General features: G+C 70.9%; 12 protein-coding genes and 1 riboswitch. Of the genes, 5 read left to right on the plus strand and 7 right to left on the minus strand.

All coding sequences use genetic code 11. From position 1 onward, the window contains the following. Positions 1-58 precede the first annotated feature (58 nt). The 5 genes from AB0N63_RS25555 to AB0N63_RS25575 form a co-directional block, all read right to left on the minus strand. Positions 59-1,804 carry an ABC transporter substrate-binding protein gene (locus AB0N63_RS25555; RefSeq protein WP_365531913.1) on the minus strand — a complete coding sequence of 582 codons (1,746 nt, stop codon included), beginning with the start codon at positions 1,802-1,804 and terminating at the stop codon, positions 59-61. A gap of 57 nt (positions 1,805-1,861) precedes the next feature. Further along, positions 1,862-2,860: an ABC transporter permease gene (locus tag AB0N63_RS25560; RefSeq protein ID WP_365531914.1), complete on the minus strand. Its 999-nt coding sequence runs from the start codon at positions 2,858-2,860 to the stop codon at positions 1,862-1,864. 415 nt (positions 2,861-3,275) lie between these two features. Beyond that, positions 3,276-4,025, minus strand: a complete 750-nt coding sequence (locus AB0N63_RS25565; protein WP_365531977.1) for an enhanced serine sensitivity protein SseB C-terminal domain-containing protein — start codon at positions 4,023-4,025, stop codon at positions 3,276-3,278. 215 nt (positions 4,026-4,240) lie between these two features. Next, positions 4,241-5,044 (minus strand): enhanced serine sensitivity protein SseB, encoded by an 804-nt coding sequence (locus tag AB0N63_RS25570; protein ID WP_365531917.1) that lies wholly within the window; start codon positions 5,042-5,044, stop codon positions 4,241-4,243. A gap of 41 nt (positions 5,045-5,085) precedes the next feature. Beyond that, positions 5,086-5,787, minus strand: a complete 702-nt coding sequence (locus AB0N63_RS25575) for an AAA family ATPase (protein WP_365531919.1) — start codon at positions 5,785-5,787, stop codon at positions 5,086-5,088. A gap of 167 nt (positions 5,788-5,954) precedes the next feature. Continuing rightward, positions 5,955-6,055: riboswitch (glycine riboswitch) on the plus strand. A 195-nt stretch (positions 6,056-6,250) separates the two neighbouring features. On the opposite strand from AB0N63_RS25575, the gene gcvT reads away from it, so the two are divergent. From gcvT to AB0N63_RS25600, 5 genes are all read left to right on the plus strand, one after another. Continuing rightward, positions 6,251-7,378, plus strand: a complete 1,128-nt coding sequence (gene gcvT, locus AB0N63_RS25580; protein WP_365531920.1) for a glycine cleavage system aminomethyltransferase GcvT — start codon at positions 6,251-6,253, stop codon at positions 7,376-7,378. 111 nt (positions 7,379-7,489) lie between these two features. Continuing rightward, on the plus strand, positions 7,490-7,867 hold the full coding sequence (gcvH, locus tag AB0N63_RS25585; RefSeq protein WP_365531923.1) for a glycine cleavage system protein GcvH: 378 nt from the start codon (positions 7,490-7,492) through the stop codon (positions 7,865-7,867). 11 nt (positions 7,868-7,878) lie between these two features. Further along, positions 7,879-9,141 carry a serine hydroxymethyltransferase gene (gene glyA / locus AB0N63_RS25590; RefSeq protein ID WP_365531926.1) on the plus strand — a complete coding sequence of 421 codons (1,263 nt, stop codon included), beginning with the start codon at positions 7,879-7,881 and terminating at the stop codon, positions 9,139-9,141. A gap of 93 nt (positions 9,142-9,234) precedes the next feature. Next, complete coding sequence (locus tag AB0N63_RS25595) at positions 9,235-10,602, plus strand: L-serine ammonia-lyase (RefSeq protein ID WP_365531928.1); 1,368 nt, start codon at positions 9,235-9,237, stop codon at positions 10,600-10,602. Positions 10,603-10,737: 135 nt separating this feature from the next. Then, positions 10,738-11,292, plus strand: a complete 555-nt coding sequence (locus AB0N63_RS25600) for a GH25 family lysozyme (protein WP_365531929.1) — start codon at positions 10,738-10,740, stop codon at positions 11,290-11,292. A gap of 16 nt (positions 11,293-11,308) precedes the next feature. On the opposite strand, the gene AB0N63_RS25605 is transcribed toward AB0N63_RS25600, so the two are convergent. Further along, positions 11,309-12,016, minus strand: coding sequence for an NAD(P)-binding domain-containing protein (locus tag AB0N63_RS25605; RefSeq protein WP_365531932.1), 708 nt, complete (start codon positions 12,014-12,016; stop codon positions 11,309-11,311). Positions 12,017-12,209: 193 nt separating this feature from the next. Then, positions 12,210-12,422, minus strand: a complete 213-nt coding sequence (locus AB0N63_RS25610; RefSeq protein ID WP_365531934.1) for an EF-hand domain-containing protein — start codon at positions 12,420-12,422, stop codon at positions 12,210-12,212. Positions 12,423-12,494 lie beyond the last annotated feature (72 nt).

Consider the following 12,494-nt stretch of genomic DNA (forward strand, 5'->3'; position numbering starts at 1 on the left):
GGCGCCCGCGGGTGACGAACCCGCGGGCGCCAATGCCTTCACCTGCCTTCCGGGGCTGCTACTTCGTGGTGCCGATGTTGAGGTAGTCGTACTGACCGCTGAAGGCCGCCGTGGAGACCACGTTGGTGGCGTTCTGCGGGCGGGCCAGCAGGACCTTGAAGTAGGCCAGCGGGACGATCACGGCGTCGTCCATGGTCTTCTTGTCGATCTGGGTGTAGAGGCTGTTGCGCTCGGTGGTGTCCTGAGTCGCGATGGCCTTCTCCAGCAGGGCGTTGACGTCCTTGTCGTTGTACTGCGACAGGTTCGTGTTGCCGGACTGGCTGATGGCCTTGCCGTTGAGGATCTGCTGCAGGAAGCCGTAGCCGGACGGCCAGTCGGCGCCCCACTGCATCATCATCAGACCGATGTTCTGCTGCTGGGTGAACTTCGGGACACCCGCGTAGTCGGTGAAGTACTTGCCCGACGGGAACTGCTTCAGGTTGGCGTTGATGCCGACCTTCTTCAGCGAGGCGATGATCGCGGTGGCGGCGTCGATCTCCTGCGGACGGTCGCTGCGCGCCGAGATGTTGGTGGTGATCGCCGTCTTGCCGCAGGCCTTCAGCTGCTCCTTGGCCTTGGCGGCGTCGCCCTTGTTGCCCGCGGTCGCGTAGGCGTCGGCCTTGGCGTAGCCCGGGATGTCCGGCGGCAGGACGGTGGAGGCGATCTCACCGCGGATCGGGCCGCCCTCGGCGGTCTGCACCGAGACCTTGTCGATCGCGTACTGCACGGCCTTGCGGCAGGCGACGTTGTCGAACGGCTTCACCGTGGTGTTGATCGCCAGGTACACGAGACGGCCACCGTAGGTGTTGTCCGTGTTGTCCTTCTTCGACGAGTCGTTGAGGATCTTGGCCTGGGTCGCCGCCTGGACGCCCGTGCCGCCGAGGTCGATCGCGTCGCCCGCGAGGACGTCCTGGTCGACCGTCTCCGGGTTGACCTTCAGCTTGACGACGATCTTGTCCGGCAGCTGCTTGCGCAGCGGGTCGGTCTTCGGGTCCCAGTTCTCGTTGCGCACGAGGACGGCCTGCTTGCCCTCGTCGTAGCTCTGGAACTTGTACGAGCCCGAGGACACGATGCTCTTGACGTAGTCGACGCCCTTGTCCTTGGCCTGGGGCACCGGGGCCGTCTGCGGGGCGGCGACGAGGTAGTCGAACTCCTGGAACGCCTGCTTGAGGTGGAAGACGACCGTGGTGTCGTCCGGCGTCTCGATGGAGGACAGGCCCTTGCCGCTCTTGTCCTTGTAGGGGCCCTTGTACTTGTCCCCGCCCTCCAGGAACTGCTGGAAGTAGTTCGGGCCCAGGGAGAGTACGTCACGCGCGAAGTTGGACCGCTCGACGGCGTACTTGACGTCCTTCGAGGTGATCGCGGTGCCGTCCTGGTACTTCAGGCCCGAACGCAGCTTGTAGGTCCAGGTCTTGCCGCCGTCGCTCGGCACGCCCTTGCCGGCGGCGAGGTCGGGGACGAGGGTGTTGCCCTTCTCGCCCGGGCCGGGCTGGAAGGTCATCAGCGGACGGGCCCACAGCCGGCTGAGGTTGTACATGTACGCGTAGTACGTGTTGCCGGGGTCGAAGGAGTCCGGGACGTCGGACAGCTCGTAGGTGAGCGTGCCGCCCTTCTTGCTGGAGGCGTTGACGACGTCCTTGGTCGCGGCGTTGGCCCCAGCCGATTTGCCGTTGTCGTTCTTGTTGTCATCGGCCTTGCTGCAGCCTGCGAGAAGCAGGCTCACGGAGCCGACGGCCGCAACTGCGGCCAGCGCTGACCTACGCATGATGGGCGGGTTCCCCTCCATTGATCGGAAACTTGTTGTCTCTCGGGGTTGCAGGCGTCAGCGGCTGCGCGGGTCGAGAGCGTCGCGGAGACCGTCGCCGAGCAGGTTGAACGCGAGGACGGTGATGAAGATGGCGAGGCCGGGCACGATCATGTACTGGGGATCGACCTCGTAGTAGGTGACGGCGTCCCGGAGCATGCCGCCCCAGGAGGCCTGCGGGGGCTGGATGCCGACGCCGAGGAAGCTCAGGGACGCCTCGAAGAGGATGTTGGTCGGGATGAGCAGCGTCGAGTAGACGATGATCGGGCCGACCAGGTTGGGCATCAGTTCCCGGAACAGGATGTACGGGCCCTTGGCGCCCATGCCCCGGGCGGCGTCCACGAACTCGCGCTCGCGCAGCGCGAGCGTCTGGCCCCGGACGATGCGTCCCAGATAGGGCCAGTTGAAGAAGCCGATCACGAAGATCAGCACGCTCAGGTGCAGCGGCAGCCCGTTGAGCCCGAAAGCGCCGCCCTGGAGGGTGGCGGAGATGGCGATCGCGAAGAGCAGGAGGGGGAAGGCGAGGAAGGTGTCCATCAGCCGGCTGATGATCGAGTCGACCCGGCCGCCGTAGTAGCCGGCGATGACGCCCATGATCGCGCCGATCACGTTGGACAGGATGGTCGCGCCGAAGGCCACCACCAGGGAGACCCAGGAGCCCTCGAGGACGCGGGTGGCGATGTCGCGGCCGAACTTGGGGTCCACGCCGAGGGGGTGGTCCAGGCTCATGCCGCCCCAGCCGGCGCTGGGCAGCGAGGTGTTGGGGTCGATCAGGTCCTGGTTGAAGGCGTTGGGGTCGAGGCCGAACAGGGCCTGGAGGGGTCGCGAGACGATCGCCAGGACGATCAGCAGCAGCACGATGACGCCACCGGTGACGGCGACCTTGTCCTTCTTGAACCGGGACCAGGCGATCTGCCCGAGAGAACGACCCTCGATCCGCCCCTCACCGGCGCCGGCGAGCACAGCCTCGGGCTGTGCTTCGGCTGTCGCCCCGGTGGTCTCGATCGGTGCGGTCACAGTGACCCGACCCCTCTCGCCGGTGGTGACCGGCTTGCGCCTGCCGCTGTGCGCGGCGTTTTGGTACTTGGCTGCCGGGCTCCGGCCGCAGATGGTGGCGGCCACTGTGACCCGGCTGTTACGTCAACTCGCGTTTGAACACGGGGTCATCGACCTCGTGTCTGACTCGCGAGTCTTCAGCGTGGTCACGATCACCCGCCAGAGCTGACGGCGAAAGTATGCGCAACCGTGATGCAGTCCAGGGGATTCCGTTATCCGAACAGTGGGTAACGCCTCCCGAACGCTGAACAGTTGGGACACAAGGGCGATCCGGCGCGGTTCGGGTCCAATCGCCGACAATCTACGCGCGCAGAGGAGGGGGTGGTGCGAAGATCCTGTGTGCAAACCGGAAAGCGGCCGCGCCGGGCCGCTGCGGTCAGTAAGCGCCGTTGACCGGCGGGTGACCGTAGCCGCCGGCCGGGCCCGGGGCGGCATGGGCGTCGCGGTCGTAGAACGGGCGGGAGTTGGCGCGCAGCCACATCGCCACCGGATCGAACTCGTCGGACATCGCGACCGTGGAGACCGGCAGCCCGTCGGGGACGGCGCCGATGGAGCGCTGCATCATCGCCCGCACCGAGTCCACGGCCGGCGGCGAGGCGTCGTACACGTCCAGGCCGATGGCGAGGTAGGGCGCCCCGTACGCGGGCTGCACCCAGGCGCGGCGCAGCGAGCGCAGCGCCGGGGTGCGGTGGGCGTTCTGGGTGAGCAGGGCGTAGAACTGCGGGATCTCGATGGTGGGTTCGGACAGTCTGAGGGGTCCGGCCGGCTGGCGGTCCAGGCCGGCCGCGATCCGCCGCAGGTCCAGCCAGGGGATGCCGACGCCGCCGCCCGGCGCGTGCGGGTTGAGCCACAGGCCGTAGCGGTCCGGGTAGAGGGTGCGGGCGACGTCGAGGGCGTCCACCACCTCGTACGACCGCATCCAGCCGCTCGCCGAGAGCTCCTGGGCGGAGGTGACGCAGGGCGCGTAGCCGTGGCCGCCGACCTCCATGTGGCCGTACTGGGCGTCGGGGGCGCCGGCCTGGCCGTGCCACAGCAGCATCCACACCTGGCCGGTGGCGGGGGTGGCGAGGGCGTGGAGGAGCGATTCGTAGGCGTCGTAGCGGCCGGGGGCCACCTGGCGCAGCATCTGCTCCACGTGCCCGGCCGCGGTGCCGCTCGCGCTGGCGCTCACCCTTTTACCGCCCCTTCGTGTGGCTCCTCACCGAGCTGTGCGTCTAGCTTAAGGCCGCCTGCCGGCTCGGTCTCCGTCCTGGTCGCGCGGGTGCGGGCCGGCCGCGGCCGGTCACCTCCCGCGGCGGAGCCGCGCACCGGCACGGCCCCGCGCCCCTTCCCGGGGCGGCTTCAGTGGCCGTACTGGTAGAAGGGGCGGACCTTTTCCCTCAGCCAGTCGATGACCGGGTCGTCGGCCACGTCCATGAGGACCAGGTTCACCGGCCACTTGACCGGGGCCTTGGCCAGGGCGCGGCCGAGGGCGTCCAGGGGGCGGGCGCGCAGATCGCCCTCCCACTGGGCCAGTTCGACGCCTATGAACATCACCGGGTCGGCCGTCTCCACGGCGGCCAGACAGCGGCGGGCGCTGACGACGACGCCCGTCTCGGCGAACTCGGCCGAGGCTGCGGCGAGGAAGTCCACCGGGTCGTCCTGCCAGTCCGGTTCGAAGAGGCGGACCCGGCCGCCGCCCGCCGGGCCGTCCAGCTCGGTGCGCCCGGCCCGGCACAGCTCGGCCACCGCCTGCGGGGGCAGCGGGATGCCGACGACACCGTCCGGGTTGAGGGCGAGGCCGATCTGCGGGGGCAGTCCGCGGGCGAACTCGACGGCGGGCGCGATGGTGTACGCCATGTGGGCGCCGGCGACCTGGCGCAGCTGTTCCTCGGAGCTGAAGACGGGGACGTAGGCCTGGCCGTCGATCTCCAGGGCGGGCAGGTCGAGGGGCCCGCTGTGCGGGCCGCCGCCGTTGGGCAGCGGCACCCACAGGAAGCTGCGGGCCAGCACCTCGACGATCCGGGCGCCGGCCGTGGGCACGCCGAGGGAGGCCGAGAGCACTTCCTCCAGCTCGTTGCCGGGCCAGCCGCCGTGCGGCTGGGGGTGTGTCGGTACCGGGAAGTCCCCCGGAAAGTCCGCGGAGAAGTCCGCCGGGAAGTCCATCTGCCTACCGCCTGCTGGGAACCACTGATGTGACCGAAAGGCTAACGGGTGCCGTCCTCGCCCTCACCGGTGAACCCGATCCGGTGCAGCCGGCCGGCCGCCGCGCGGTCCAGCAGCACCGCCGAGCCGCAGCCGGCCGGGACCTCGCCGCGCTCGACCGCGCGCAACAGCCGGGCGGCCGCGCGGCGGTGGCGCGCGAAGGCGTAGCGGGAGACGCCCCGGCCGCGGCGGCGCTGGCCCTGGAGGGCGGCTTCGGGGGTGACGTCGAGCAGCAGCAGATGGAGGGCGGCGCCGCGGCGGCGGGCGGCGCGGGCCAGCCAGGAGCGGACCCAGGTCTGGGTGCCGCAGTCGTGCACCACGACCGGTTCGCCGGTGCCGAGGGCGCGGCGCAGGGCCGCGTAGTGGGCGAGGCGGACCAGGGGGCGGTAGAGGGCGTAGGGCAGGCGGCCCGGCAGGCGGGCCGCGAAGCGGTCGCGGGCGTCCTGGGAGTCGATGCGCAGGCCGTCGGCCGCGCGCCGGATCAGGGTGGACTTGCCGCTGCCGGGCAGTCCGGTGACCACGACCAGGTCGCGGGGGCCGAAGACCAGGGCGCGCGGTCCGCGGCCGGGCCGCTCGCGCAGGTCGCGGACGGCGGGCGCGGGGCCGCCCCGCCCGCCGTGCGCGCGGGCGCGGCCGGTGCGCGCGGCGGGCAGCGCGGGGGCGTGGGTCGTGGCGTACGCCGGCACGGTCCTGTTCACCGTCATCGTCCTCCCCTGGGTGGTGACGGTTCACCTACCCTCGGTAAAGAGAACGTAATGCGCGGTCCCCGTTGTTTCCGTGCGCGTTCTGCCACAGGCCGGTTACAGATGCGGCCCTGCCGGGCGGCGGCGCGCCGTGCAATGATGGGCGCGCCAACTGCATACCGGCCGCTTGAATCCGCGCGGGAGAGTCCCCGGCAGCACGTCTGCACGGGGCGCCGAAGGAGCAAGTCCCTCCCTTGAATCTCTCAGGCCCCGTTACCGCGCGGGCGAGGCACATCTGAAAAGCGGGCCGCTGCCGCAGTGGCTCCACCCAAGGTGCAAGCCGTGACCCGTCCGTGCGACGGCGGTCATGGCGAACCTCTCAGGTTCCGATGACAGATGGGGAGGACACGAGCCCTGTCCTCGTCCTCCCCGACCTCCGGCGTGCGCCGGCGCGGGGAGACCGCCTCGCCTTGGAGACCGACCGATGAGCAGTTCCGCCTCCCATCCGCTGCGCCACACCGCGCTCGACGCGCTGCACCGCTCGCTCGGGGCGACGATGACCGACTTCGCCGGCTGGGACATGCCGCTGCGCTACGGCTCCGAGCGCGACGAGCACGTGGCCGTGCGCACCCGGGCCGGTCTGTTCGACCTCTCCCACATGGGCGAGATCGCGGTCACCGGCCCGGAGGCCGCCGCCCTGCTGAACCACGCCCTGGTCGGCGACATCGCCTCCGTCGGCGTGGGCCGCGCCCGCTACACGATGATCTGCCGCGAGGACGGCGGCATCCTGGACGACCTGATCGTCTACCGGCTGGCCGAGACGGAGTACATGGTCGTCGCCAATGCCTCCAACGCCCAGGTGGTGCTGGACGCGCTGACCGAGCGGGCGGCCGGCTTCGACGCGGAGGTCCGCGACGATCGCGACGCGTACGCGCTGCTCGCTGTGCAGGGTCCGGCCTCCCCCGCGATCCTCCAGTCGCTGACCGACGCCGATCTGGCCGGTCTGAAGTACTACGCCGGTCTGCCCGGCACGGTGGCCGGCGTCTCCGCGCTGATCGCGCGCACCGGCTACACCGGCGAGGACGGCTTCGAGCTGTTCGTCGCCCCTGCCGACGCCGAGAAGCTGTGGCAGGCGCTGACCGACGCCGGCGCCGACGCCGGGCTGATCCCGTGCGGGCTGTCCTGCCGCGACACGCTGCGCCTGGAGGCGGGCATGCCGCTGTACGGGCACGAGCTGACGACGTCGCTGACGCCGTTCGACGCGGGGCTCGGCCGGGTCGTCAAGTTCGACAAGGACGGCGACTTCGTCGGCCGCGAGGCCCTTCGGCGGGCCGCGGAGCGCGCCGCCGAGAACCCGCCGCGGGTCCTGGTCGGCCTGGTCGCCGAGGGCCGGCGCGTCCCGCGCGCGGGCTACCAGGTGGTGGCCGGCGGCGAGGTGATCGGCGAGGTCACCTCCGGTGCTCCCTCCCCCACTCTCGGCAAGCCGATCGCCATGGCGTACGTCGACGCCGCGCACGCCGCCCCCGGCGCCGAGGGCGTGGGCGTGGACATCCGGGGCAGCCACGAGCCGTACGAGGTCGTGGCACTGCCGTTCTACAAGCGGCGGAAGTGACACCGTCGTAACCGGACCGTCGTGATCCCGGGGCGCCCCGCCCCTGCTCACGCGTGCCTTCCGCAGTCCCCCATTCACCAGCACCCTCCCGCGTACAGGAGAATTCAGGCCATGAGCAACCCCCAGCAGCTGCGTTACAGCAAGGAGCACGAGTGGCTGTCGCCCGCCGAGGACGGCGTCGCGACGGTCGGCATCACCGAGTTCGCGGCCAACGCGCTCGGCGACGTCGTCTTCGCCCAGCTCCCGGAGGTGGGCTCCACGGTGGCCGCGGGCGAGACCTGCGGCGAGCTGGAGTCCACCAAGTCGGTGTCGGACCTGTACTCCCCGGTCGGCGGTGAGGTCACGGAGATCAACCAGGACGTGGTGGACGACCCGTCGCTGGTGAACTCCGAGCCCTTCGAGGGCGGCTGGCTGTTCAGGGTGCGCATCGCCGAGGAGCCGGCCGACCTGATGAGCGCCGACGAGTACGCCGCGCAGAACGCGGGCTGAGGACGGACGCCATGACTGTTCTCGACACGCCCCTGCACGAGCTCGACCCGGACGTGGCCGCCGCGGTCGACGCCGAGCTGCGCCGCCAGCAGTCCACGCTGGAGATGATCGCCTCGGAGAACTTCGCCCCGGTCGCGGTCATGGAGGCGCAGGGCTCGGTCCTCACCAACAAGTACGCCGAGGGCTACCCGGGCCGCCGTTACTACGGCGGTTGCGAGCACGTCGACGTGGTCGAGCAGATCGCGATCGACCGGGTCAAGGAACTGTTCGGCGCCGAGCACGCCAACGTGCAGCCGCACTCCGGCGCGCAGGCGAACGCCGCCGCGATGTTCGCCCTGCTCAAGCCCGGTGACACGATCATGGGCCTGAACCTGGCGCACGGCGGCCACCTGACCCACGGCATGAAGATCAACTTCTCCGGCAAGCTCTACGACGTGGTCCCCTACCACGTCGGCGAGGACGGCCTGGTCGACATGGCCGAGGTGGAGAAGCTGGCCAGGCAGTCCAAGCCGAAGCTGATCGTGGCCGGCTGGTCGGCCTACCCGCGGCAGCTGGACTTCGCCGAGTTCCGCCGGATCGCGGACGAGGTCGGCGCGTACCTGATGGTCGACATGGCGCACTTCGCCGGTCTGGTCGCGGCGGGCCTGCACCCCAACCCGGTGCCGCACGCCCACGTGGTCACCACCACGACCCACAAGACCCTCGGCGGTCCGCGCGGCGGTGTGATCCTGTCCACGGCCGAGCTGGCCAAGAAGATCAACTCCGCGGTCTTCCCCGGTCAGCAGGGCGGCCCGCTGGAGCATGTGATCGCCGCGAAGGCGGTGGCCTTCAAGGTGGCCGCCTCCGACGACTTCAAGGAGCGCCAGCGGCGTACCCTGGAGGGCGCCCGCGTCCTGGCCGAGCGCCTGGTGCGGGACGACGCCCGCGCGGCCGGCGTGGACGTGCTGACCGGCGGCACCGACGTGCACCTGGTCCTGGTGGACCTGCGCAACTCGGAGCTGGATGGCCAGCAGGCCGAGGACCGCCTCCACGAGGTCGGCATCACGGTCAACCGCAACGCCGTCCCGAACGATCCGCGGCCCCCGATGGTCACCTCCGGCCTTCGGATCGGCACCCCGGCCCTGGCCACCCGCGGCTTCACCGCCGAGGACTTCGCCGACGTCGCGGACGTGATCGCCGAGGCGCTGAAGCCGTCGTACGACGCGGCGGCCCTCAAGGCCCGGGTGACCGCCCTGGCCGACAAGCACCCGCTCTACCCGGGTCTGGACAAGTAAGTCGCCCGGGGGCACCGCGCACGCCGGCGATCCCGGCGCCCGCGCGGTGTCCCCGCCCTCCCGCTCGCATCACCCCCGTCTTGAGGAGTCCCTGTGGCCATCTCGGTCTTCGACCTGTTCTCGATCGGCATCGGCCCTTCCAGCTCCCACACGGTCGGCCCGATGCGCGCGGCCCGTATGTTCGCCCGCCGGCTGCGCGGCGAGGGGCTGCTGGAGCGGACCGCGTCGCTGCGCGCGGAGCTGTACGGCTCCCTCGGCGCGACCGGCCACGGCCACGGCACCCCGAAGGCGGTGCTGCTCGGCCTGGAGGGCGACTCGCCGCGCACGGTGGACGTGGAGACGGCCGACGCGCGGGTGGAGAAGATCAAGGCCGACGGCCGCCTCAGCGTGCTCGGTGAGCACGAGATCGCCTTCTCCTTCGACGACGACATGGTCCTGCACCGCCGCAAGGCGCTGCCCTACCACGCCAACGGCATGACCCTGTGGGCGCACGACGCCTCGGGCGCCGAGCTGCTGACCAAGACCTACTACTCGGTGGGCGGAGGCTTCGTCGTGGACGAGGACGCGGTGGGCGCCGACCGGATCAGACTCGACGACACGGTCCTGAAGTACCCCTTCCGCACCGGCGACGAGCTGCTGCGCCTGACCAAGGAGACCGGCCTGTCGATCTCCTCGCTGATGCTGGAGAACGAGCGGGCCTGGCGCACCGAGGAGGAGATCCGGGCGGGCCTGCTGGAGATCTGGCGGGTGATGCAGGCGTGCGTGGGGCGGGGCATGAGCCGAGAGGGCATCCTGCCGGGCGGTCTGAAGGTGCGCCGCCGGGCCGCGACGACCGCGCGCCAGCTGCGCGCCGAGGGCGACGCGGCGGCCCGCTCCATGGAGTGGATCACCCTCTACGCGATGGCGGTCAACGAGGAGAACGCGGCCGGCGGCCGGGTCGTCACCGCCCCGACCAACGGCGCGGCCGGCATCATCCCCGCCGTCCTGCACTACTACATCAACTTCATCCCCGGCGCGGACGAGGACGGCGTGGTCCGCTTCCTGCTCGCGGCCGGCGCGATCGGCATGCTGTTCAAGGAGAACGCCTCGATCTCCGGCGCCGAGGTCGGCTGCCAGGGCGAGGTCGGCTCCGCCTGCTCGATGGCGGCGGGCGCCCTGGCCGAGGTGATGGGCGGCACGCCCGAGCAGGTGGAGAACGCCGCCGAGATCGGCATGGAGCACAACCTCGGCCTCACCTGCGACCCGGTCGGCGGACTCGTCCAGATCCCCTGCATCGAACGCAACGGCATGGCCGCGGTCAAGGCGGTCACCGCCGCCCGCATGGCCCTGCGCGGCGACGGCTCCCACAAGGTCTCCCTGGACAAGGTCATCAAGACCATGAAGGACACCGGCGCGGACATGTCGGTGAAGTACAAGGAGACGGCCCGCGGGGGGCTGGCGGTGAACATCATCGAGTGCTGAGGCACGGGTGCCGCCGGAACCGGGCGGCGGGCGCGTAGGGCGGATGTTCGAACGCTCGGGAGGGATCGGCCGTATCAGGGTGGGGCAGGAATTCAGGGACGACTCCTTCCCCCACGGCACCTTCAGGGAGTTTGCATGCTCAAGGGCATCGATGTGAGCGCTTACCAGTCAGCGACCTACGGCACGAGCGGCCTCTCCTTCGTCTTCATCAAGGCGACGGAGGGCCGCTCGTACGTCAACTCCAGGCTCAGCGCCCAGACCAAGCACGGCCGGGACGCCGGTCTGGTCGTCGGCTTCTACCACTTCCTGTGGCCGGGCGACGTCACCGCCCAGGCCGAGTACTTCGTCGCGCACGCCCCCGAGAAGCGGGGTGACATCCTCGCCGTGGACTGGGAGAACACGGCCGAGGGCACCCACGCCTCCAACGCCGAGAAGGACAGCTTCATCCGCAAGGTGAAGCAGCTGCGCCCGAACAACCGGGTGGTGCTGTACACCAACCGCCACTTCTGGCTGACCGTCGACACCACCTCGTACGCGGGCGACGGTCTGTGGATCGCCGACTACGTCAAGGCCGGCCACCCCCGCATCAAGGCCAAGTGGCTCTTCCACCAGTACACCGACGAGCCGCACGACACCAACGTCGCCGACTTCTCCAGTGCGGACGCGCTGCGGGAGTGGGCCAGGAAGTGACGGGCCGCGGCGCCGGTCAGGCGCGGAAGTCCGCCGGGCGTTCCGGGGATGCCTCCGCGAGGGCCTTGGTGACCGCCTCGACGCCTTCCCGGAGGCCGTAGACCGGGGTGCCCGGCTGCTGGCGCCAGGAGTCGTCGATGCCGCCGGAGTCCACCGTGTCGAAGCCGAGTTCCTCGATCAGCGCCCGGACCTTCGCCTTGGCCGCCTGGTCGTCGCCCGCCACCGGGAGCGCGAGGCGCCCGGGGTCGCCGGCCGGGCGGGGGCGGTCCAGGATGTCCTGCGCGTAGGTGCCGTTGAACGCCTTGACCACCGGATGGCCGAGGTGCCGCTCGGTCCAGCGGCTCTCGGTCAGGCCGTCGTCCTCGACGGCGTCGATCCGGCCGTCGCGCTCGGGGTAGTAGTTGCCGGTGTCGATGACCGCCACGTCGTCGGCGGCGCCGTCCAGCAGCCCGGACGGCAGGTGCGGGACCGCCTTCAGGGGCACGGTGACCACGACGATCTCCGCTCCGCGCGCCGCCTCCTCGACGCGTACCGGCGTCGCGCCGGTCTCCTCGGCCAGTGCGGCCAGGGTCTCGGGTCCGCGGGAGTTGGCGACCGAGACGTCGTGCCCGAGGGCGGTGAGCCGCCGGGTGAGGTTGCCGCCGATGTTGCCCGCGCCGATGATGCCGATCTTCATCTGTGCTCGCCTCGCTCTTCCGGGAGGTCGGTGCCCGTGTGCTGTCACGGCTGTGCAGGACAGGCCCAACCTCCGCGCGCGGCGGGGTATTCCGGGCGGCGGCGAACGGGTGAGCGGCGGGGTGGCGGACGCGGGACGCGAGGCCGCGCCGTACCCGGGGTGAGCCTGTGGCCGCCGGGCGCGCGACGGCCGTACGACGAGGGGCGCCCGGCGGGTTCGCCGGGCGCCCCTGCCGTCCGCGTCACCTGCTGAGGTACGCCCAGAACTCGTCGAAGGACAGCACCTTGTCGCCGTTGAGGTCGCGCTGCTTGATGATGGCCTCCGCCACGGTGTCGGTGACGTTCCAGTCGCCGCCCTGGGCCAGGGCCGACTTGAACTCGGCCGCGGTGATGAAACCGTCACCGTCCGCGTCGATCCGCTCGAACTGCTTGCGTGCTTCCTCGATGTCCGCCACCGGTCCGCCCCTTTTGTGTCGCGATTGATCTGGCTTGCGTGTCGTACTGACGCAGGTCAGATTAACGGCACG

This window comes from Streptomyces sp. NPDC093260, from assembly GCF_040683715.1.
GTDB classification, from domain to species: Bacteria; Actinomycetota; Actinomycetes; order Streptomycetales; family Streptomycetaceae; genus Streptomyces; species Streptomyces sennicomposti.